Annotated in this window: 13 protein-coding genes; 10 read left to right on the forward strand and 3 right to left on the reverse strand. The window is 68.9% G+C overall.

The genetic code is table 11. From position 1 onward, the window contains the following. The first annotated feature begins 259 nt into the window (after nucleotides 1–259). From H623_RS20805 to H623_RS17120, 4 genes are all read left to right on the forward strand, one after another. Nucleotides 260–5,653, forward strand: a complete 5,394-nt coding sequence (locus H623_RS20805; protein WP_022899088.1) for an IPT/TIG domain-containing protein — start codon at nucleotides 260–262, stop codon at nucleotides 5,651–5,653. 194 nt (nucleotides 5,654–5,847) lie between these two features. Continuing rightward, nucleotides 5,848–8,817, forward strand: a complete 2,970-nt coding sequence (locus H623_RS17115; RefSeq protein ID WP_022899089.1) for a DNA polymerase III subunit gamma and tau — start codon at nucleotides 5,848–5,850, stop codon at nucleotides 8,815–8,817. A gap of 6 nt (nucleotides 8,818–8,823) precedes the next feature. After that, nucleotides 8,824–9,420, forward strand: coding sequence for a recombination mediator RecR (recR, locus tag H623_RS0101040; protein WP_022899090.1), 597 nt, complete (start codon nucleotides 8,824–8,826; stop codon nucleotides 9,418–9,420). Nucleotides 9,421–9,588: 168 nt separating this feature from the next. Beyond that, nucleotides 9,589–10,773: a S1C family serine protease gene (locus H623_RS17120; RefSeq protein ID WP_022899091.1), complete on the forward strand. Its 1,185-nt coding sequence runs from the start codon at nucleotides 9,589–9,591 to the stop codon at nucleotides 10,771–10,773. A gap of 34 nt (nucleotides 10,774–10,807) precedes the next feature. Here the strand turns inward: H623_RS17120 and H623_RS0101050 are convergent, their stop codons facing one another. Further along, complete coding sequence (locus tag H623_RS0101050) at nucleotides 10,808–12,703, reverse strand: glycoside hydrolase family 127 protein (protein WP_022899092.1); 1,896 nt, start codon at nucleotides 12,701–12,703, stop codon at nucleotides 10,808–10,810. A 214-nt stretch (nucleotides 12,704–12,917) separates the two neighbouring features. On the opposite strand from H623_RS0101050, the gene H623_RS0101055 reads away from it, so the two are divergent. Further along, nucleotides 12,918–13,931: a LacI family DNA-binding transcriptional regulator gene (locus tag H623_RS0101055; protein ID WP_026939774.1), complete on the forward strand. Its 1,014-nt coding sequence runs from the start codon at nucleotides 12,918–12,920 to the stop codon at nucleotides 13,929–13,931. A gap of 103 nt (nucleotides 13,932–14,034) precedes the next feature. Here H623_RS0101055 and H623_RS0101060 read toward each other — a convergent pair whose 3' ends face one another. Further along, nucleotides 14,035–15,054 carry a LacI family DNA-binding transcriptional regulator gene (locus tag H623_RS0101060; protein ID WP_022899094.1) on the reverse strand — a complete coding sequence of 340 codons (1,020 nt, stop codon included), beginning with the start codon at nucleotides 15,052–15,054 and terminating at the stop codon, nucleotides 14,035–14,037. 286 nt (nucleotides 15,055–15,340) lie between these two features. Between H623_RS0101060 and H623_RS0101065 the strand changes: the two genes are divergently transcribed. Genes H623_RS0101065 through H623_RS0101075 form a run of 3 tightly spaced genes read left to right on the forward strand, consistent with a single transcriptional unit; the run spans nucleotide 15,341 to nucleotide 18,420 of the window. Next, nucleotides 15,341–16,450 (forward strand): substrate-binding domain-containing protein, encoded by a 1,110-nt coding sequence (locus tag H623_RS0101065; RefSeq protein WP_022899095.1) that lies wholly within the window; start codon nucleotides 15,341–15,343, stop codon nucleotides 16,448–16,450. 14 nt (nucleotides 16,451–16,464) lie between these two features. Continuing rightward, nucleotides 16,465–17,574: an ABC transporter permease gene (locus tag H623_RS17125; RefSeq protein ID WP_169514883.1), complete on the forward strand. Its 1,110-nt coding sequence runs from the start codon at nucleotides 16,465–16,467 to the stop codon at nucleotides 17,572–17,574. 60 nt (nucleotides 17,575–17,634) lie between these two features. After that, nucleotides 17,635–18,420: an ATP-binding cassette domain-containing protein gene (locus H623_RS0101075; protein ID WP_022899097.1), complete on the forward strand. Its 786-nt coding sequence runs from the start codon at nucleotides 17,635–17,637 to the stop codon at nucleotides 18,418–18,420. An 85-nt stretch (nucleotides 18,421–18,505) separates the two neighbouring features. On the opposite strand, the gene H623_RS0101080 is transcribed toward H623_RS0101075, so the two are convergent. Then, a complete protein-coding gene (locus H623_RS0101080; protein ID WP_022899098.1) occupies nucleotides 18,506–19,528 on the reverse strand; it encodes a LacI family DNA-binding transcriptional regulator in 1,023 nt (340 codons plus the stop codon). A 461-nt stretch (nucleotides 19,529–19,989) separates the two neighbouring features. Between H623_RS0101080 and H623_RS0101085 the strand changes: the two genes are divergently transcribed. Both H623_RS0101085 and H623_RS0101090 read left to right on the forward strand, forming a co-directional pair. Continuing rightward, entirely contained in the window at nucleotides 19,990–20,724 is a 735-nt protein-coding gene (locus H623_RS0101085) for an L-ribulose-5-phosphate 4-epimerase (protein ID WP_026939776.1), read from the forward strand. A 14-nt stretch (nucleotides 20,725–20,738) separates the two neighbouring features. Next, a complete protein-coding gene (locus H623_RS0101090; protein ID WP_051143035.1) occupies nucleotides 20,739–22,505 on the forward strand; it encodes a xylulokinase in 1,767 nt (588 codons plus the stop codon). The last annotated feature ends 55 nt before the right edge of the window (nucleotides 22,506–22,560 follow it).

Raw genomic sequence — 22,560 nt, forward strand, 5'->3', positions numbered from 1 at the left:
AGGCAGCGCACAGCAGATTGACTTCGATTCGGGCGAAGTCGGTGCTGTCTGGAGGGGGGAACTGCGCGCTGTGGCGTCGTGGCTGACATTCGGTACTGATGGCAATTCGGCGGGCCGCGGGCCTGTTCGCAGGCAGCGGGGGGATGCACCGCGGCACCGCCGGCCACAATGGCGACGACGCCTTCTGAGATGGACCGCGATCATCGGCACTTCTGCCCTGATCACTGGCGGTTCACTGGCGGCTGCGCAGGCCGCGCCGATGACTGAATCCGCGTCGTCGGCGCGCTTCCTCTCCGGCTCCCTGCTGACCAGCGGCGGACTGCTGGATGATGTGGCCACGCTGCAGGGGGTCTCCGCTTCGAACAGCGGAAGCACCACGCCGGACACCGAGACGGGCTCGCTCGACCTCAGCGTTCTCAACTCGCTGAACGTCTCCCTGCCGAGCGGCGTCGATGTGCCGCTCGGCGAATTCCTCCAGCTCGGCGCCGTGAACCAGTACGCGCAGGCCTCCAACCTCGGCGTCTCGCGCGCGGCATCCGGAGCGGTGAGCGACGACGGTGCCGTGTCGCTCAGCGGGAGCGCCGGCTTCCCCGCGAATGCCTCGATCGACCTCGTTGATCTGCTCGGGTCGACTGCGAACGGGGTCTTGGATACCGGCAAGCTCAACATCGGCGCGGTGACGGGCGTGGCGGCGCTGAACGCGCCGACCGCGACGCCGGCGACGGCGTGTGCAGATCTGAGCAGCCCGGCCGGCTGCCGCGACTACAACGTCGCAAGCGCCGGTCTCAACCTGTCGTCGCCGCTCGTGGGCAATGCCGTGGGTGAGATCAACTCGACGCTCGATTCGACGAGCAGCACCGTCAACGATCTCGCTGCCACGCTGCAGAACTCGATCATCACTCAGGTGAGCAATCTCCTGTCCACGCTGACCGGTCCATCGAACGTGGCTGTGACCCTCAATGTGGACCTGCGATCGGCGCTGTCCACAGTGCTCTCCGGAACGCTGTCGCAAGGGGGCGTGACGCTCGACCTGTCGAACGGGGCCATCACCGTCGATCTCGCCACGGTCATCGGCGGCCTCAACGGCCAGGCGCCCGACACTCCGCTGCTGAGCGTCACGGTGATGAACTCGATCGTCTCCGACCTCGGCGGGATTCTGACCCAGCTGCAGACGAACGTCAACTCGACGGTGTCGACAGCGCTCAATGGTGCCACCGTCGGCATCAACGCGACGTTCTGCGGCATCGGCGGGTGCGACCCCGGCGTGACGAGCGGCCAGCTGACCATCGGGTACAACGGAACCCTTCAAGACCTCGCCTCGAAAACGGCTGCCATCTCGGTGACGGGAACCGGACTCGTTCCGGGCTTGCTCCAGCTTCTCGTCACCCCGCTCAGCACGACGCTCGCAACCGTTCTCGGCGACGCCGCCAGCCCCGTTCTGAGCAATGCGATCAGCGGTGTCGCGTCGACCGTGAGCACCCAGGTCACCTCGCTCAACAAGAACCTCGACCCTGTCCTGAGCGCGATCGGCACTGTCGTCGGTGCGAACCTGAACGTTCAGGAGGCGGGTTCGACCGCCGGCTCGTTCCGCGAGGTCGCGGTACGGGTGTCCGTTCTCGGCAGCAGCGCCGCCACCGTCGACCTCGGCCGTGCCGAAGTCGGTCCGAACGCGGTCGCCACACCGTCGATCACGTCGCTGGATCCGACGCACGGGCCGCAGGCCGGCGGAACGTCGGTCACGATCACCGGCACGGGTTTCACCGGCGCGACCGGCGTGACCTTCGGCGGCACGAGCGCTGCCTACACCGTCGTCGACGACAGTCACATCACGGTGACCTCGCCGGCGCACGACCCGGGCGCCGTGGACGTCGTCGTGCAGGGACCCGGCGGCTCCTCCGGCCCGGGCACTTTCACGTTCGATCCTGCGGCATCGGTAACGGGCATCTCACCGGATCACGGCCCGCAGGACGGTGGAACGAACGTCACGATCACCGGCTCCGGCTTCACGAAGGCGACCGCGGCCACGTTCGACGGCACCGACGGCACCGCCTTCACCGTGGTCGATGACAGCCACATCACGGTGGCGACGCCGGCGCACGACCCGGGCGCCGTCGATGTCGTGGTGGACAGCCCCGACGGCGACAGCGCGCCCGTGACCTTCACCTACACTCCCGGCACCGCGGTCACCGGCGTCGACCCGGCGACTGGTCCTGAGGCGGGTGGCACCGTGGTCACGATCACGGGCCAGTGCTTCACGGGCGCCGACGACGTGCTCTTCGGCGGCGTCTCCGCCGCCGCCTTCACGGTGGACGGCGACACGCAGATCACCGCGACCGCTCCGGCCGGGACCGGCACGGTCGACGTGACAGTGATCGGGTCATCCGACTGCGGCACGGGCACGGACGCCGACGCGTACACATATGAGGCGGCCCCGACCATCCAGAGCCTGACGCCGTCCGAGGGTCCGGTCGCCGGCGGCACGACGGTGACGATCACCGGCACCGGCTTCACCGGAGCGACGGCGGTCACGTTCGGCGGTGAAACCGCTACCGGCTTCTCAGTGGACTCGCCGACGCAGATCACGGTGGTCACCCCCGCGCACGACGCGGGCACGGTGGACGTGATCGTGCTGAGCCCGTACGGTGACGCCACCGCCCCACAGGCCTACACGTACATCGCCGCCCCGACAGTCGGGACCTTCTCTCCCGTGCAGGGCCCCACCGCGGGCGGCACCACGGTGACGATCTCCGGTGACAACCTCACCGGGACGACCGCGGTCGCATTCGGCGGGTCGGCCGCGGCCTCCTTCAGCGTGGAGAACGATAACGAGATCACGGCGGTGACCCCGGCGCATGACGCGGGTCAGGTAGACGTGACAGTGACGACGCCGGGCGGTGTTTCTCACCTCGGTCCGTTCACGTTCGTTCCGCCGGCGGCGATCACGTCGCTCGACCCGGCCACGGGCCCGGAGACGGGTGGGACGACGGTGACTCTCACGGGCAGTGGTTTCACGAACGCGACGGCGGTCACGTTCGACGGCACCGACGGCGGCAGCTTCACTGTGGTCAGCGATACGCAGATCACGGTGACGACGCCGCCGCACGCGGTGGGCGACGTGGATGTCGTGGTGGACAGCCCGTACGGCAACAGCCCGGCCGGCACGTTCACTTACACGCCGGTGACCACGATCACGGCAGTCGACCCCGGCAGCGGCCCCGAGGCCGGTGGCAACACGGTGACCATCACGGGCCACTGCTTCGCGGCTGCGACGCAGGTGTTCTTCGGCGCGACGCCGGCGACGAGCTTCACCGTCGTCAGCGACACCGAGATCACCGCAGTGGTGCCCGCGGGTGTGGGAACGGTCGACGTCTCGGTGGCAGGGGGCGGCAGCTGCGGCACAGGTACGGCGCCGGGTGGTTACGAGTACATCGCACCACCGTCGATCTCGTCGCTGGCTCCGACATCGGGTCCGCAGACCGGTGGAACGGCGGTCACGATCACGGGCTCCGGGTTCACCGGAGCGAGCGGGGTCACGTTCGACGGTACGGCCGGCACTGACTTCACAGTGGTCAACGACACCCGCATCACGGTGACGACACCGGAGCACGACCCGGGCGACGCCGCCGTGGTCGTGGACAGCCCGAACGGCAACTCCGATCCGGCCACGTTCACGTACACTCCGGTGACGCAGATCACGGGTGTGCAGCCGGCGACCGGGCCCGAGGCGGGCGGCAACGCGGTGACGATCACAGGTCAGTGCTTCACCGGCGCCACGGAGGTGCAGTTCGGCGGTACGTCGGCCCACTTCACGGTGGACGGTGACACGCAGATCACCGCGATCGCCCCCGCGGGCACCGGCACAGTCGATGTGACGGTGGTCGGTGCGGCCGGGTGCGGCACGGCGACGGACGACGGCGCATACACGTACAAGCCGGCCGCGTCCATCCAGTCCCTCACTCCGGCTGAAGGGCCGACCTCAGGCGGCACGACGGTGACGATCACGGGCTCGGAGTTCACTGCCGCCACCGGCGTGACCTTCGACGGCGATGCTGGCACCGCCTTCACCGTGGTCGATGACAGCCACATCACGGTGACGACGCCGGCGCACGTTGCCGGTGCGGTGGATGTAGCCGTGCTGAGTCCCTACGGGAACGGCACGTCAGCGGATGCCTTCACCTACGTGGCGGCTCCGACGATCGCCTCGGTGTCGCCCGAGCAGGGACCGACCGCCGGTGGCACGACGGTGACGATCACGGGCACCGGTTTCGCCGGAGCCGGCGCGGTGCAGTTCGGCGGAGCCGCAGCGGCGGCCTACACCGTGGACAGTGACACGCAGATCACGGCGACGACTCCGGCGCACGACGCGGGGCACGTGGATGTGACGGTGAACACCGTGGGCGGGACCTCGCAAGCGGGTGCCTTCACGTTCGTTCCGCCGGCGGCGGTCACATCCCTCGACCCGGTCACGGGCCCGGAGACGGGTGGCACGCCGGTGACGGTGACGGGTAGCGGTTTCACGAACGCGACGGCGGTCACATTCGACGGCGTCGACGGTGGCAGCTTCGTCGTGGTCAGCGATACGCAGATCACGGTGTTGACGCCGCCGCATGCGGTCGGTGACGTGGACGTGGTCGTGGACAGCCCCTACGGCAACGGCGCGGCCGGCACGTTCACCTACACGCCGGTGACCACGATCACCGGAACCCAGCCAGGCGAGGGCCCGGAAGACGGTGGCACTTCGGTGACCATCACCGGCCATTGCTTCGCGGCTGCGACGCAGGTGTTCTTCGGCGCGACGCCGGCGACGAGCTTCACCGTCGTCAGCGACACCGAGATCACCGCGGTCTCGCCCGCCGGCGTGGGGACGGTCGACGTGACGGTGATCGGTGCGGGTACCTGTGGCACGGCGACCGATCCCGGTGGCTTCACGTATCTGCCGAACACGAACCCGGTCATCACCGGGCTCACTCCGGTACGCGGCCCGGAGACGGGCGGCACCGTGGTGACGATCACCGGAACGAACTTCACCGGCGCGACGGGGGCCACGTTCGACGGCATCCCCGGTACGTCGTTCACGGTGGACAGCGACACGCAGATCACGGTGACGTCGCCCGCGCACAAGCCTTCGACGGTCGATGTGATCGTCGACGGCGCGGCTGCGCCGGTGAGCTCGACAGGCCCCACCGGCCCGAGCGGACCGATCCATCCGGTGATGCTCCTTCTGGCGGCGCCCTCGGCCCAGTCGAACGCGGGAGCGTTCACGTACTACGCCGTCAGTGATGTGGACGGCGTGGATCCGGGATCCGGGCCGGCCGGAGGCGGCAACACCGTGACCATCTCTGGCAAGTGCTTCACCGGTGCGACGCAGGTGCTGTTCGGCTCGGCGAAGGCGACGACCTTCACGGTGGTCGATGACACCACGATCAAGGCGGTCGTGCCGGCAGGCGCCGGAGCGGTCGACGTCACGGTGGTCGGCGCCGGCGACTGCGGCACCTCGACGCTCGCGAACGGCTACAGGTACATGACACCGGTGCAGTCACTGGCGGCGACCGGCGTGGACGCCCTTGGATTGACGGGTCTGCTTCTCGCCCTCGGCCTCCTGGCAGGTGGACTGTCGCTGCTGGTCACACGTCGGCGCCGTCGAGAAGCGTGATGAACGGGGACGCTGAGTCCATCGCTTGACGGCGCGGGGCGTGATCCGATGAATTCGGGTCACGCCCCGTGATTCGTCGGGCGCAGCGGCGTGCAGCGCGGTGTCTTGGCGTCCCAGCGAGAGGACTCCGGATGCCTGCCCACAGGCATCCGCCTGCCCCTCCGAATGACAGCCGTCCCGACTACGATTGAGCCGTGGTCACCGCCCTGTATCGCCGCTATCGGCCCGAGACGTTCGCCGAGATGATCGGCCAGTCACAGGTGACCGAGCCGCTGATGACGGCGCTGCGCACGAACCGGGTCAATCACGCCTATCTGTTCAGCGGTCCGCGTGGCTGCGGCAAGACGACGAGCGCGCGCATCCTCGCCCGTTGCCTGAACTGCGTGCAGGGCCCCACCGACACCCCGTGCGGCGAGTGCGAGAGCTGCATCGAGCTCGGTCGCGGCGGGCAGGGATCGCTCGACGTCGTCGAGATCGACGCGGCGAGCCACAACGGCGTCGACGATGCGCGCGACATCCGCGAGCGGGCCATCTTCGCGCCGGCGCGCGACCGCTACAAGATCTTCATCCTCGACGAGGCGCACATGGTCACGCCGCAGGGCTTCAACGCGCTGCTGAAGATCGTGGAGGAGCCGCCGGAGCACGTGAAGTTCATCTTCGCGACCACCGAGCCCGACAAGGTGATCGGCACCATCCGTTCGCGCACGCACCACTATCCGTTCCGGCTCGTGCCGCCCGCGCAGATGCTCGACTACGTGCAGCAGATGTGCGACCGCGAGGGCATGACCGTGGCTCCCGGCGTTCTGCCGCTCGTCGTGCGCGCCGGTGGCGGGTCGCCCCGCGACACCCTGTCGCTGCTCGACCAGCTGATCGCCGGTAGTGAGGGCGACAGCATCGAGTACGAGCGTGCCGTCGCGCTGCTCGGCTACACCCACGCCGCTCTGCTCGACGAAGTCGTGGATGCCATCGCCGCCGTGGATGCCGCGACCGCCTTCGCCGCCGTGGACCGGGTGATCCAGACGGGACAGGACCCGCGCCGATTCGTCGAAGACCTGCTCGAGCGCCTGCGCGACCTCATCATCGTGGCCGCCACCTCGCCCGAAGCCGCGGCGGCCGTGCTGCGCGGGACCCCGCAGGAAGAACTGGATCGCATGTCGGTGCAGGCCACCTCGTTCGGCGCTGCCGACCTCTCGCGGTGCGCTGACATCGTGAACGCGGCTCTCACCGAGATGACCGGCGCCACGTCACCGCGCCTGCACCTCGAGCTGATGATCGCGCGGATGCTCGTGCCAGCCTCCGACGCGACGGATCGTGGTGCCCTCGCCCGCGTCGAGCGTCTCGAGCGACGAGTCGGCGTCGAGGTGCCGGTGGATCCGGCCGGCGCTGCGGCGCCGGCCGCTGCGATGCCGACTTCTCCCGCTTCGGCTTCGCTGCGCCCCGCTTCTCCGCCGGCGCCGGCGCACACGGCATCGAGCGATGCTGCCGGATCGTCGTCGAGCGTCGGCGCACCGGCTGCTTCTCCCGGCGCGTCCCCCGCGCCCGCCTCCTCTGCTCCTGCTTCTCCCGTTCCTGCTTCTCCCGTTCCTGCTTCTCCCGTTCCTGCTTCTCCCATTCCTGCGTCATCCGCTCCGGCGTCGTCCGGACTGGCGCCGGCTGCCGATTCCGGCGCGGAGTCCACGGCCGACCCGGCCGTCGCCCAGGCAGCGGCATTCGCAGCGGCAGCGGCCGCGAAGAAGGGCGGCGCGAGCGCGACGGGCGCGTCGGGTGGCTCGCAGGCATCCGGCTGGGCGACCCCCGGTGTCACCGATGAGGCGCCCGCGGCTCCGGTCGGACCGGTGACCACGCAGCAGGTGCGCGACGCGTGGCCCGAGATCCTCGACGCCGTCGCCGAACTGAGCCGTAACGCGTGGGCCGTCGTATACACGGCGACCGTGCGGTCGCTCGACGGGGACGTGCTCGCGCTGTCGTTCCCGAGCGCGAACGACGTGGAGAGTTTCCGCGGCCGACCAGGAGCGAAAGACGCCGCGAGCGAGGTCTTGCGCAACGCGATCGTCGATCTGCTCGGCGTGCGAGTGAAGTTCCTCGCGAAGCCCGCGGGCTCCGAAGGCGGTGCAGGCGGCGCGGCACCCGGTGGCCCAGCAGCCGGCGGCCCGGTAGCCGGTGGTCCAGGGCGTGCAGGCCCCACCGGCCCGAGCGGTGGGAGTGCGCGTCAGGGTGACGCCGACCGCATGCAGGACGGTCCCGGCGGGTCCGTTTCCCGGCCCGAGCCGCGCCCATCGGGTGGCGGGACATCAGCCACGCCGCAGGAGCGCGACCGGTCGGCGGCGCCATCGCCGGCGAATTCGGCGGGTCGTCTGACGGGTTCCCCGTCTTCGCGCTCGAGCAGTTCCTCCGGAGGGGCGCCGTCGACAGGCTCATCGTCGGCACCCTCGTCTTCCGCCGGCTCGGCGGCGGTTCCTTCGTCCGGGGTCTCCTGGGCCACCGTGGCGATCCCGGGATCCTCGGCGACTGCCGTGCTCGAACGCCCGGAGAGCGAGCCGGCCGGTGACGTGCGCGTCGAACCCGAAACTGCGCGTGTCGAGTCCAACCCTGCGCGCGTCGAGTCCGACTCGGCGACGCCGACGGTCCTGGCACCGGCCGCGGCGTCTTCGACGGAGGCCGGTGCGCGTGGTGGAGCGACCGACGGACGCACAGCCGCTGGCGCGACCGACGGACGCACAGCCGCTGGCGGCTCGACTGAGCCTGCTCCCGGCATGCGCGAGTTGACGGACGCCGACGCTCCCGATGACGACGAACCGCCCTACCCTGACGACGACGCAGACGATGCGGCACCCCGCTCGACCGCGGCCCCGGTGTCGAATCGTGCGTTCACAGCGCCAGGCCCTGGCGCACCGGCTGGTACCGTCCAGGCTGCGCCGAGCGCCGACATCCCGAGCCCCGACATCCCGAACGGAGCGGCCCCGGGCACCAGCCCGCGCGGAGCGAAGGCGAGCGAAGCTCCTGCTCGGCCGAAGACATCCGTCGGCTTCCGCGAACCGTCCCGGTACGGTGAGGCAGTGGTTCGTGAGCTTCTCGGCGCGAAGTTCATCGAGGAGCAAGAGGTGGAACCGCGCCAAGGCGGATCCGCTCAGGGCAGCCCGTCTCAGGGCGGATGGGCGAGGTAGCGGCGCGTGTACGAAGGTGTCGTCCAAGACCTGATCGATGAGCTCGGCCGGCTCCCCGGCGTGGGGCCGAAGTCTGCCCAGCGCATCGCTTTCTACATTCTGCAGACCGAGAGCTACGACCCGACTCGCCTGGCCGACGTGCTCACGACCGTGCGAGACAAGGTGCGGTTCTGCGAGATCTGCGGCAACGTCAGCGAGCAGGAGACGTGTTCCATCTGCCGCGACCCGCGTCGTGACCAGTCGCTGATCTGCGTGGTCGAAGACGCGAAGGACGTGGTCGCGATCGAGCGCACCCGCGAGTTCCGCGGCCTGTACCACGTGCTCGGCGGGGCGATCAGCCCGATCCAGGGCGTCGGACCCGACCAGTTGCGCATCCGGCAGCTCATGACAAGGCTCGCGGATGCCACGGTGCGCGAGATCATCCTCGCCACCAATCCCAACGTGGAGGGCGAGGCGACCGCCGCCTACCTCACCCGCATGCTGCAGGCCATGGAGGTGCGCGTCTCGCGGCTGGCCTCCGGACTCCCCGTCGGCGGCGACCTCGAGTACGCCGACGAGGTCACCCTTGGTCGTGCCTTCGAGGGACGGCGACTCGTCGGCTGAGGAGGGACTGCCGCCCGAATCGTCACCGCGATCCGTTCGGCGAATAGCCCGTTTCGGGCGCTGCCGTGCGCGCCGCCGCCTCACTACAGTCGTTCTTGCGGGCGCGTTCGGGAGCCCGCGACGCGTCGCCGGAGACGACGGTGCGGTCGAGACTTCGGGGGAAGCACGATGACGGATCCGAACGCCGGCGAGCGACCGACGCAGGATGAAGGCGACGCCCGCACCACGACGGACGATGCGGCGCGCGGTCGCGGCCGCGCGCCGGTATGGCTGGTCTGGGTCGTGGCCGCGGTCGTGGCGATCGTGTTCGGCGGCGGCGCGGGGTGGCTCGGGGCGTCGATCAGCCGGGGTGCGGCATCCGGCGCTGGATCGGGCCCGGGTTCCGCTGGCTCCTCGGCATCGGGTGGCACGTGCGATGCCGTGCACATCGCCGACGAGGTGCTGCCCACCATCGTCACGATCAACGTGTCGGCACCGGCTGGGGGCAGCGTCGGCAGCGGGGAGATCATCCGCAAAGACGGCTACATCGTCACCAACAACCATGTCGTCTCCTCGGCCGCGAACGACGGCAAGGTGACGGTGACCTTCTCCAACGGCCACACCGAGAAGGCGACGATCACCGGGCGCGACCCTGCATCCGATCTCGCCGTGCTCAAGGTGGATGCCGATTCCGACCTGCCCGTGATCGCGCTCGGCGACAGCGAGAAGGTCGTCGTCGGCCAGCCCGTCGTGGCGCTCGGCGCTCCACTCGGCCTCTCCAGCACGGTGACCGCGGGCATTGTCAGTGCGCTCGGACGCAACGTTCCGGTACCGAGTGATGACGGCCAGACGACGGTCCTCGCGGGGGCGATCCAGACGGATGCCTCCATCAACCCGGGCAATTCGGGCGGCGCCCTCGTAGATTGCTCGGGCCACCTCGTGGGCGTGAACACCGCGATCGCCACGGTGCCGAACGATGAGGGGGCCTCGGGCGGCGGATCGGTCGGCATCGGGTTCGCCGTGCCGGTGAACCTCGCGTCGCGCATCGCGGACGACCTGATCGAGAAGGGGACCGTGTCGTACCCGTACTTCGGTGCTCAGCTCACGCCGATCCCGCACGCGGTGGCGGAGAAGTGGGGCATCGAGGACGGCCTCTACGTGAACAGCGTCGACCCGGACGGGTCTGTCGCTGCAGCAGGCATCCAAGCGGGCGACGTGATCACCGAACTCGCCGGGCATCCCGTCGACAGCACCGACGTGGTCACGTTGTTCCTGCTCACCCACAAGGCGGGTGACACGGTGAAGATCACGTTCATGCGCAACGGAACGGAGCACACGGTGACCGCGACGCTGGTCGCCCGGCCGACGTCATAGCATCCGAAGTCCCCTTGTTCAGGTGCTGGCCCGGTCAGCCCTCGGGCAGCCAGACCCTCATGTCGTCGACCGTGCGGTTGGCCCAGGCGAAGTACGGGATGCCGGTGAGTGCGTCGCCGCACGGGGTGCGCAACGAGACGGTGACGAGTCCGGGAAGTGCGAGCTCGCGCGCTTCGGCGACGGATGCCTCTGCCTGCTCGCTCAGCGACGCCGCGTCCACCGCGACGTCGTCGAGCACCAACCCTGGCTGGTCCTGCGCCTCGAAGGCGTACACGAGCGGGCCGCGCTCGACCGCGACTGTGCCGCGCAGGGCATCCACTCGCGAGTGCGGTCGTGTGATGCGTGGGGCGAGCGGCAGCTCGAGCACCAGGGCGTCGCCGGCCGCGAAGGATCGCGTGATCCTCGCGTAGCCGCCGGGTTGAGTCGCGGCGCCGTCGAGCGTCGCACCGGCCGCCCAAGCCGGGATCCGCAGGCTGAGCGTGACGGGCGCCTCCGGTGCGGCCACGACGGTCACGCGCACGCGACCGTTCCACGGGTAGGCGGTCTCGACGCGCAGTTCGAGGTCACCGGCGTCCGTGGTGGCACGCAGGGTTCCGGAGGCGTACTGGTGCAGCTGCACGCCGTCGCCGGTGCTGGTGGCGAGGTAGCCGCCGAGGCTCGAGAGCGTGCGCATGATGTTGGGTGGACAGCACGCGCATCCGAACCAGCGCAGCCGTCCGTTCTTCGGGTTGCGCTCCTCGTCGGCGTGCGCGTCGTGCCGCACCTGCAGCGGGTTGACGTAGAAGTAGTCGCCACCGCGCAGCGAGACGCCGGCGAGAAAACCATTGAACAGCAGACGCTCGATCTGGTCGCCGTAGGATGCCTCGCCGGTCGCGAGCAGCATGCGCCACGCCCACTGCACGGCGCCGATCGCCGCGCAGGTCTCGGCATAGGCGCGGTCGGAGGGCAGCTCGTACTCGTCGCCGAACGCCTCCCCGTCCCAGCGTGCACCGAGTCCGCCGGTCACGTACTGCTTCGTGGCGGACATGTGGTCGTACTGTGCGCCGAGCGCGGCCAGCAGCGCGTCGTCGCCCGTCTCGATGGCCACGTCGGTCGCACCGGTCGTGAGGTAGACCGCGCGCACGGCGTGGCCCTCGAGCGTGGTGGCCTCGCGCACCGGAACACGATCGGAGAGGTACGTGGAGTTGCCGCCAAACCGCTCGAGCGAATCATGCCCGCGTGCGTCGACGAACCACGCCGCCAGGTCGAGGTAGTCGCGCGTCCCGGTCTCACGGTAGAGCTCCACGAGCGCGGTCTCGATAACCGGATGCCCGTCCACGTCGCCGGCGGATCCCGTCGCGGATCGCGGCCCGAACTCGCGCACGAGGTGGTCGGCGACCTTCACGGCGACGTTCAGCAGGTCGTCGCGGCCGGTGGCACGCTTCTGGGCGACGCCGGCCTGGATGAGGTGGCCGGCGCAGTAGTGCTCGTGGTTCCGCTCCGGATGTCCGTAGCGCTCGCCCTCGCGCCGCGGCACGACGGTGTTGAGGTATCCGTCGGACTCCTGGGCGGCGGCGACGAGCTCGGTCACGCGCAGCTGGTCGTCGAGGAGGGAGGAATCCGGTTCGCGCGCATACTCCCACGCCGCGGCCTCGAGCCACTTGTAGACGTCGGAGTCCGCGAAGATCGGCCCGATCACGTCGCCGTCGGCGCGACCGGCCGCGACCTCGAAGTTGTGCAGGTTGCCGGCGTCGTGCAGCTGTCGGAGGCCGTCCGGAATGGAGACGTCGCGATTCGCGCGCTGGCGCTCGAGCCAGAACCCGTCGCCGAGGCGCACGTCGCTGAGCGCGAGCGGGCGCAGGGTGGTGGTGGCGCGGGGATGCGCCGGGCCGGCGACGGTCGGCGTTGTGGCATCGTCGGCGAGGTGGGAGTTGTCGGTGTCGATCGTCACGTGATGTCCTCGTGGGTGGCGGGTTGGCGCAGCGGGTTCCACGCCCGCCTCGTGCGTATATCGGTCGAGAAACGTTTCCGAAACGTTCCGAATGCAAGGCGAACCTAGCGAGATCTCGGTGCTCCCGTCAACCCTCTATTGACTGATACTGTAGGCGCATCCGTCGCGGAATGGAGTTTCCGTAGTGGACCCGATCGGCGAACGAAGGGGCACGATGGCACAGAATGCGGAGCGCATGTTCGTTCGCGTCGCCGATGTCGCGGCCGAGGCGGGCGTGTCGACGGCGACCGCCTCGAAGGCTCTCAACAACACAGGCCAGTTGCGCGACTCGACGAGAGATCGGGTGCTCCGAGCGGCTGAGCGGCTCGGTTTCGCCGAGCGCGGCATGCGAAGCGAGAGGGCGGAGCGCGCGGTCACCGTGGCACTGCTCACCGGCGACTCGGTCGGGCGCTTCAGCCTTCCGATCATGCTCGGGGCGGAGAACGCGCTGAGCGTCGGCGAGATCATGGTCCTGCTCTGTGACACGCGCGATGACGCGCTTCGCGAGCAGTACTACCTCCGACGGCTCCTCGAGCAGCGGGTGGACGGCCTGATCGTCACCGGTCGCCGTACGGATCCGCGCCCTCCGCTCAATGTCGGACTGCCCGTCGTCTACGCGCACGCCTCGTCGCTCGATCCCGCAAACACCTCCGTCGTGCCCGACGACGCGGCCGGCGCACGACTGGTGTTCAAGCACCTGACGAGTCTCGGCCGCACGGGGCTGGCGCACGTGACGGGTCCGAAGGATCATTTCAGCGCGACCGTGCGCGCGGAATCCATGGCGCACGTGGCGGAGGCGGGCGGCCATCCGCTCGTGCACGAGCCGCTGTACGGCGCGTGGAGCGAGGCGTGGGGCCGTGCCGCAGCGGACATCCTGCTCGATCACGCGAACACGGTGCCGGATGCCATCACGTGCGGCAGCGACCAGATCGCGCGCGGCGTGGCGGAGCGGCTTCGGGAACGCGGGGTCGGCATCCCCGACGACATCGCCCTGACCGGGTTCGACGACTGGGATGCCATGGTCGAGGGCACGCGGCCGCCCCTGACGACGGTGAACACGCGCCTCGGCGAGATCGGCAGGCTGTCTGCGGAACTCCTGCTCGAGGCCATCGGCGGCGCTCCGCGCCCCGGGGTGGAACGGGTCGAACCGAGGCTGGTCACGCGAGGATCCACGCTCGGCGCGGTCTGAGCCGGGCCCGAGCCCCGGTCATCGCCGCGCGGCCCGCGAGCGCAGCGATGTATCGGGTTCGCCCCTGTGATGCAGGGTGAACGCCGGCCCGCGAGCCAGCGCCTCACACGGTCGACGGCGGCATCGTCGACGCGCGCACGATGAGCTTGGGTGTGACGGGTGCGTCGAAGTGGGTGTCTTCACCGCGGAGTCTGCCGACGAGCACGGAGACGGCGCGGCGTCCGAGCTCCTCGAAGTCCTGGCGGATCGTCGTGATCGGCGGGAGGTAGTGCGCCGCTTCGGGAACGTCGTCGAAACCGACCACCGAGAGATCCGCCGGAACACGCACGCCGGCCTCGCTCGCCGCGTGGATCACGCCCAGCGCCATCTGGTCGTTCGAGCAGAACACGGCGGTGGGCCGCGATTCGTGGATGCGGCGGAATGCCAGGTATCCCGACTCTGCCGACCAGTCTCCCTCGACGATGCACGTGAGCTCGGCACGGGCATCCGCCACGCTCTCATCGGTCCCGTTTCGACGCGCTTGGGCCTCCGTCCACGACAGGGGACCCGTCAGCATCGCCAGTCTGCGGTGGCCCAGCGCCACCAGGTGGTCGGCCGCCAGACGGGCGCCGAGCACGTTGTCCACCGAGAGACCGGCATCCTGCAGATGATCGGACTGAAGAAGGACGATCGGTATGCGCGTGCGCGTCACCATGATCGCTTCGGCCGACTTCGCCTCGGGTGCGAGCGCCGCGATGCCGTCGACGCCCTGGTGCACGAGGTGCAGAACCGCTTCGTGAAGTGAGGCCGGGTCGAGGCCGCGCGGGCTGGCGAGCAGCGTGGTGTAGCCGTGATCGCGGGCGGCGTTCTCGAACGCCGAGATGATGCTGGTCGGCCCGTAATGCGCGCCCTGAGCCGCGGCGACGACCCCGATGGTCTGGCTTCGGCTGGTCGCCAGGATGCGCGCCGCGCGGTTGGGATGGAAGTCGAGTTGGTCGACCGCGTCGAGCACCCGTTGGCGCGTCGACGGCCGGATGCTCGGGTGATCGTTGAGCACGCGGGAGACGGTCTGGTACGAGACGCCGGCCACGCGCGCGACGTCGCGGATGCTCGCCGCCTTCTGCGGTGGTGGACTCGTGGGCATAGCACCGGAGATTATCCGACCACTCAGACCTTGGCGAGGTTCTTTCAACGTCTCGGAACCCGCTTCAGAGCGCCGGGCGTCACAGTTTGGTAACGAGGGCCAGTGCTGACCGCGGCACATGGCTATGTTCAATGCGAACCGGTCACATACGACCGTCCAGCAGGCTGCCCGCGATGGGGCGGATCGAGTGGGACGGTGACGTGTGCCTCGGGCTCCACGGCTCCGTGCCGGGGTCTGCCGAGGGGAGGCCGGTCGTAGAGAGCAGTGAAAGTTCAAGGAGGAACCAATGTCGGATGACATCCAGATCGAGCCGGAACCGGGCGAGTCGCGACGCGAGTTCTCACGGCGGCGATTGATCCGGAACGTCGGGATCGCCGGGGTCGGGGTTCCCGCGCTCTCCGCACTTCTGGCGGCATGTACCGGTGGCGCCACCGCAGACGCGTCGTCCGGCGGTGGACCGTACCCCGGACACAAGAAGTACAAGTTCACTCTCGTCAACCACGTGACGACGAACTCGTTCTTCACCCCGACGAGGTTCGGTGCCGATGACGCGTGCGAGCTTCTGGGCTGCAGCTACAACTGGACCGGATCCGAGAACTCCATCGTCTCCGAGATGGTCAACGCGATGAACAGCGCCATCACGTCGAAGGTCGATGGAATCGGCGTTCCGGTCATCGACAAGACGGCGTTCACCGGGCCGACCAAGAAGGCGCTCTCGGAGGGCATCCCGGTCATCTCGTACAACGCCAACCCGCCTGTCGGCAGCGACACTCCCGTCATGTCGTACATCGGTCAGGACCTGACGGCGGCCGGCACCGAGGCAGGCAAGCGCATTCTTCAGCAGGTCAAGGCCGGCGACACCGTCGCGTGCATGATCGCGACACCCGGTACCGGCAACATCCAGCCGCGTGCCGACGGTGCGAAGGCGGTGCTCGAAGATGCGGGCGTGAAGTTCGTGCAGGTGGCGACGGGTGCGGCCGAGGGCGCGGAGCTGTCAGCGGTCGAGGCGTGGTTCCAAGGGCACCAGAACGCCAAGTTCCTCTACGCCGTCGATGCGGGCAGCGGAATCGCCGTCGCGAAGACCGTGGCCAAGTACGCCTCGACGGGCGTGAAGGGCTCGGGCTGGGATGTCGGCACACCGACCCTGCAGCAGGTCAAGGACAAGAACCTCGACTTCACCATCGACCAGCAGGCCTACCTGCAGGGGTTCCTCTCGATCCTTCAGCTGTTCCTGTACAACGTCTCCGGCGGGCTCGTCGCTCCGGTGGAGACGAACACAGGTCTGAAGTTCGTGACCAGCAGTAACGTCGGTCCGTACCTCAACAGCAAGAACCGCTTCGAGGGTGCATCGAGCACCAAGAAGGTGCTGTCGGCGCCGTCGTCGATCCAGGAGTGAAAGTGGGAACTCCCGTGGCAACTGCCTCAACCGAGGGGCGCGGCATTCCGGCCGCGCCCACCCGGCCCAGCCGCTGGCGGCGGCTCATCCAGGGTCAGGAACTCGTCGTCACCCTCGTCGGGATCGCGCTGATCATCTTCTTCAGCGTCGCGACCTCGGCCTTCGCGACGGGATCCAACCTCTCGACCGTGTCGGGTTACATCGCCCCGATCCTGATCCTCGCGGTGGCGGAGGTGCCCGTTCTGACGCTGGGCGAGATCGACCTGTCGGTCGGTGGCGTCTACGTGCTCTCGCCCTTCCTGGTGGTGTATCTGAACAATGCGGGCATTCCGCCGCTGCTCGGAATCATCATCACGCTGGTGATCGGCATCGTGATCGGCATCATCAACGGGTTGATCACCGTCTATCTGCGCGTACCGTCGTTCATCACCACGCTCGGTACGGTGTTCGCTCTGGAGGGCATCGTCCTGCTGTCGTCGAACGGCATCCAGGTCAACCCCGTCGGCGGCGATACTCTCGCGCAGGTCCTGGGCGCCTGGCAGTTCTCATCGATCCTGTGGGCGCTGGGCATCGCGGTCGCTCTGCACATCGTCTTCCGGCACACGAGCTTCGGTCTACACATCACGGCGACCGGTGGCAACGTGACGGCCTCCGCCGAGTCCGGCGTCAAGGTCGGATGGGTGCGCGTCGCGTGCTTCGCGATCTGCTCCTTGCTGGGCGCGTTCCTCGGCATCCTCGACGGATACCGCATCGGCAGCCTGAATCCGGGCACTGACGGCCTGACCCTGATGTTCTACGGAGTCGCGGCGGCCGTCGTCGGTGGCACCGCGCTGACCGGTGGCAAGGGAACGATCATCGGCGCGGCCATCGGTGCCATCGTCCTCGGCGTGCTGGAGGACGGGTTCAACATCATGGGCATCAACGCGTTCGCCTACCAGCTCGTGCTGGGCCTCGCCATCCTGGGCGCCATGATCCTCAACATCCAGATGGACTCGCTTCGGGCAGGACGTCGGGGCGGCGGCAGAGCCAGGAAGAAGTCCGCTCGGGGTGCCGATCCCGGAGCAGGACAGTCGCTTCCGAGCGTCGAGGACGACTCGTCTCCGGAATCCGCTTCCACCCACTGAAACGTCGACGCCGAATCGCACTGCGAGCGCGAACGGCGTCAGAACAAGGGAATATTGGCAATGGCCGATCAGACAAAGAACCAGGGCGGCAGCGTCCTGCGAATAGAAGAGATCTCGAAGAGCTTCGGTCCCGTCTCCGCGCTGGAGGGGGTGACACTCCACCTCGAGCCGGGGGAGGTTCTCGGCCTCGTGGGGTCCAACGGTGCAGGCAAGTCGACGCTGGTGAAGATCATCACCGGGTATTACCAGCCCGACGGCGGGCGCATCTGGGTCGACGGGGAACCTGTCGAGTTCAAGTCGGTCGACGACGCCCGGGCGCACGGCATCGAGACCGTGTTCCAGGACCTGGCGCTCGTGGACGAGCTCTCCGTCTACCACAACCTCTTCTTGAACCGGGAGCTGACCGTCGGACGCGGCCTCCGATTCCTGCGGAACAAGCGGATGAAGGAAGAGGCGCGGCGGTATCTGTCAGACATCCAGGTGAGCATCCCCTCGGTCGACACACCGGTCGAGAAGCTGTCAGGTGGGCAACGGCAGGCCATCGCCGTCGCGCGTGCCACCCGGCAGCCCGGAATGAAGATCCTGTTGCTCGATGAGCCGCTCGCCGCGATGGGAGCGAGGGAGGCGTCCCTGATCATCGCGCTCGTCAAGAACCTCGCGCGTGAGCACGGGGTGTCGATGCTCGTCGTCGACCACAACTACACGCACATCTTCGAGCTGTGCGACCGCATCAACGTCATCGAACAGGGCCGGGTCACCCTCGACAAGCGCGTCGAGGAGACCTCGCTGGGCGAGCTCACCGAGTTCATGCTCACCTCGTACAAGCAGCAACTGCAGTACGGCTGAGCCGTCGGGACGGCTCGTGGAGGCGGCCCCGTGGAGACGGCCGTGGCGTCGCCTCCACGGGCCGTCTTGCACGGTGCCCGCGGGCTCAGGCAGTCTGCGGAGGCATCGTGGATGCTCGCACGACGAGCTGCGGCGTGACGGGGGTGTCGAATCGGGTGTCTTCTCCGCCGAGGCGCCCGATGAGAACGGTGACGGCACGGCGTCCGAGCTCCTCGAAGTCCTGACGGATCGTGGTCAGCGGCGGAAGGTAATGCGCCGCCTCGGGGACGTCGTCGAAGCCGACGACCGAGAGATCCGCCGGAACGCGCACCCCGCGTTCGGATGCCCCGTGGATCAGGCCGAGCGCCATCTGGTCGTTCGCGCAGTACACCGCCGTCATGCCGAGCGAGTGCAGGCGCTGATAGGCGAGGTATCCCGCCTCCGCCGTCCAATCGCCGGTTTCGACGGCGACCGGGTCGAGTCCGGAATCGGCAAGCGTCTCCAGAAAGCCGCGCAGGCGGCCGTCCGCCTCGGCCCAGCCCTCGGGGCCGCGCACCGTGGCGATGCGCCGGTGCCCCAGGCTCACGAGATGCCGAACGGCGAGGGATGCTCCGAGCGCGTTGTCGACGGAGAGACCGGCCGAATCGGAGTCGGCCTGGTTCTGCACGAGTGCGATCGGCACGGGAACCCGCACCGACTTGATCGCCTCGGTCGACTGCGTCTGAGGTGCAACGGCCACGATCCCCTCAACGCCCTCGGCGATGAGCCGCTCCATGGCATCCGCGAGGGACGACGCGTCGACGTTGCGCGGGTTCGCGAGGAACGTCGAATAGCCGTGTTCCCGCGCGACATCCTCGGTCGCGCTCACGATGCTCGTCGGGCCGTAGTACGAGCCGTGTACCGCGGCGATCACGCCGATGGTGCGACTGCGGCTAGTCGCCAGCATGCGAGCGGCGCGGTTCGGACGGAAGCTCAACTCCGCCATGGCGTCGAGAACCCTCTGCTTGGTCGTCTCGCGGATGTTCGGGCGGTCGTTCAGAACCCGCGAAACCGTCTGGTATGAAACGCCGGCGAGTTTCGCGACATCGTGGATGCTCGCCGGTCGGAGCCTCGCGGGGTCGTTCACCATAAGGGGAGCGTAATGCACCTCCGGCGGCCGGAAAGTAGTTTCCGCGAACAATTGTGACCGTTTCGCAAATTGCTCATAACATTCCGGTAACGCGGTGTTATGGTCCGCCTGGCTCGTGGCTAGGCTCCGACACGAACCGGTCACAACGGCACACTGTGTGACCGGTTCGCAATGACTGACCTCAACCTCAACAAAGGCGCCCTGCGCCGAGGCAAACCGCGACCGCGGCGACTGCCGAAATCGATCGTCGGCTCGCCGGGGGCGACACCGCCCAAGGCGACGGCGTGACCAGCGGATGCGGCGGTGAGAGGCGCGAGTCGTCTCCACCGTCGCATTCGGTGCACGTGCAAGTCGCATTCGGTGCACGTGTAATAGGACGGGAAGCGGGTACGCCCGATCCCGAGGAACAACCCAGAAACAAGGAGTGACCCCACATCGTGAACAACGCGGAACAGCCCCCCGTGCCGTCGACGCCGAGCGACGACCTCGAGACCGCCATCGCGCGCATTCGCGTTCAGGTGGCATCCCTGCATTCCGAGCTCGTGCGCAACGGCCTTGTCGTGTGGACCGGCGGCAACGTCTCCGGTCGCGTGCGCACCGGCGGCGATCCGAGCGAGGATCTCTTCGTCATCAAGCCGTCGGGGGTGTCGTACGACGACCTGGCGCCCGAGAACATGATCCTGTGCGACCTCGACGGCAACGTCATCGCGGGCACGGCGGGCAGCGACCGGTCCCCGTCGAGCGACACGGCGGCGCACGCGTACGTGTACCGGAACATGCCGGAGGTGGGCGGCGTGGTGCACACCCACTCGACCTACGCCGTGGCCTGGGCGGCGCGGGGCGAAGAGATCCCCTGCGTCATCACCGCCATGGCCGACGAGTTCGGCGGGCCGATTCCGGTCGGTCCGTTCGCCATCATCGGCGACGACTCCATCGGCCGGGGCATCGTCCAGACGCTGCGCGGTCACCGCTCGCGGGCCGTGCTGATGCAGAACCACGGCCCGTTCACGATCGGCGTGAGTGCCAAGGATGCCGTCAAGGCCGCGGTCATGGTCGAAGACGTCGCCCGCACGGTGCACATCGCGCGCCAGGGCGGTGAGCTCGTGCCGATTCCGCAGGAGTCGATCGACAAGCTCTACGACCGCTACCAGAACGTCTACGGCCAGTCGACGGATGTCCGCAGGAGCGAGTCGTGACGGCCGCTCGGACGGTGCCCGGTGAGCGAGCGGAGAGAACCGAAGGGCGACCCTCTCCCGCGGCCGCCGCGGCCGACGCCATCCGCTCCGGCCGCGCCGTGCTCGGCATCGAACTCGGTTCTACGCGCATCAAGGCGTGCCTGATCGGCGACGACCCGGCGGCGACCATCGCCGCCGGCAGCCACGCCTGGGAGAACGAGTTCGTCGACCGCCTCTGGACGTACTCGCTCGAGGATGTCTGGACGGGCATCCAGGCCGCCTACGCCGATCTCGTGGTTGACGTGCGACGGCGCTACGACGTGCCGCTCACCGAGCTCGGCGCGGTGGGCGTCTCAGCGATGATGCACGGCTATCTCGCGTTCGACGAGAATGACCAGCAGCTCGTGCCTTTCCGCACCTGGCGCAACACGAACACGGCCCGCGCCGCCGCCGAGCTGAGCGAGTTGTTCGGTGTGAACATCCCGCTGCGCTGGTCGGTCGCACACCTCTATCAGGCGGTGCTCGACAGCGAGCCGCATGTGCCGTACGTCTCGTTCCTCACGACGCTCGCCGGGTACGTGCACTGGCAACTGACCGGCCGCAAGGTGCTGGGCGTGGGGGATGCCTCCGGTATGTTCCCGATCGGCGCCTCCCCCCTCGGCTACGACGCCGAGTTGCTCGCACGATTCGATGAGCGCGTGGGCGAGGCGGGCATCCATCTTGCGGACCTGCTCCCGGAGGTGCTCGTCGCCGGAGAGCGCGCGGGCGAGCTCACGGCGGAGGGCGCGGCGCTGCTCGACACGAGCGGCGCGCTGCAGCCGGGCGCGCCGTTCTGCGCTCCCGAAGGCGACGCGGGCACAGGCATGGTTGCGACCAACGCAGTCGCCCCGCGCACCGGCAATGTCAGCGCGGGGACGAGCATCTTCGCGATGGTCGTGCTCGAACACGCGCTGCAGCGCTCGCATGAGGAGCTCGACCTGGTCACGACGCCGTCGGGCGATCCGGTGGCCATGGTGCACTGCAACAACGGCGCGAGCGAGTTCGCCGCCTGGGCGGGCATGTTCGCGCGGTTCGCCGAGGTGGCCGGAATGCACCTCGACGCGGACGCCGTGTACGAAGCACTGCTCACCGAGGCGCTGAACGGCGATGCCGACGCCGGCGGCCTGCTCGCCTACAACTACCTCGCGGGCGAGCCGATCACCGGCACTGAGGAGGGACGCCCGCTGTTCGTGCGCACGCCCGACAGTGCCTTCACGCTCGCGAACGCGATCCGTGCGCAGCTCTACGGCGTCTTCGGCACGCTCAGCCTCGGCATGCGCGTGCTCGCCGACGAGGGCGTTGCCCTTGACCGCATGCACGCCCACGGCGGCGTGTTCCGCACGGCGGGCGTCGCGCAGCGTTTCCTCGCCGCTGCGCTCGACGCCCCGGTCGCCGTCGGCGAGTCCGCCGCCGAGGGCGGCGCGTGGGGCATCGCCGTGCTTGCGGCGTACGCGCGCGAGGTGACGTCCGTGATCGGGTCCGGCGGGGCATCCGCTGCGAGCGCTGCCGCATCGGGCACGTCGACTGGTGCTGCGTCCGGCGCATCGACTGGGACCGCGTCGGGCGCACGGACTGTCGCAGCGTCGGGCGCTCAGGCAGCGGCGCCGCCGTCGCTGGCGAGCTACCTCGACGATCGTGTGTTCCGGGATGCCCCGGTGCAGGTCACCGAGCCCGTCACCTCCGACGTCGCCGGCTTTGCCGCCTACCTCGATCGCTACCGATCCGGCCTGGCCGTGGAGCGCGCCGCGATCGACGCGCTCTGATCCCTTCCCGTCCCCGTCCCCTGACCATCAGTCGCATCAAGTCTCGGCGCACACC

This window comes from Humibacter albus DSM 18994, assembly GCF_000421825.1.
GTDB lineage: Bacteria > Actinomycetota > Actinomycetes > Actinomycetales > Microbacteriaceae > Humibacter > Humibacter albus.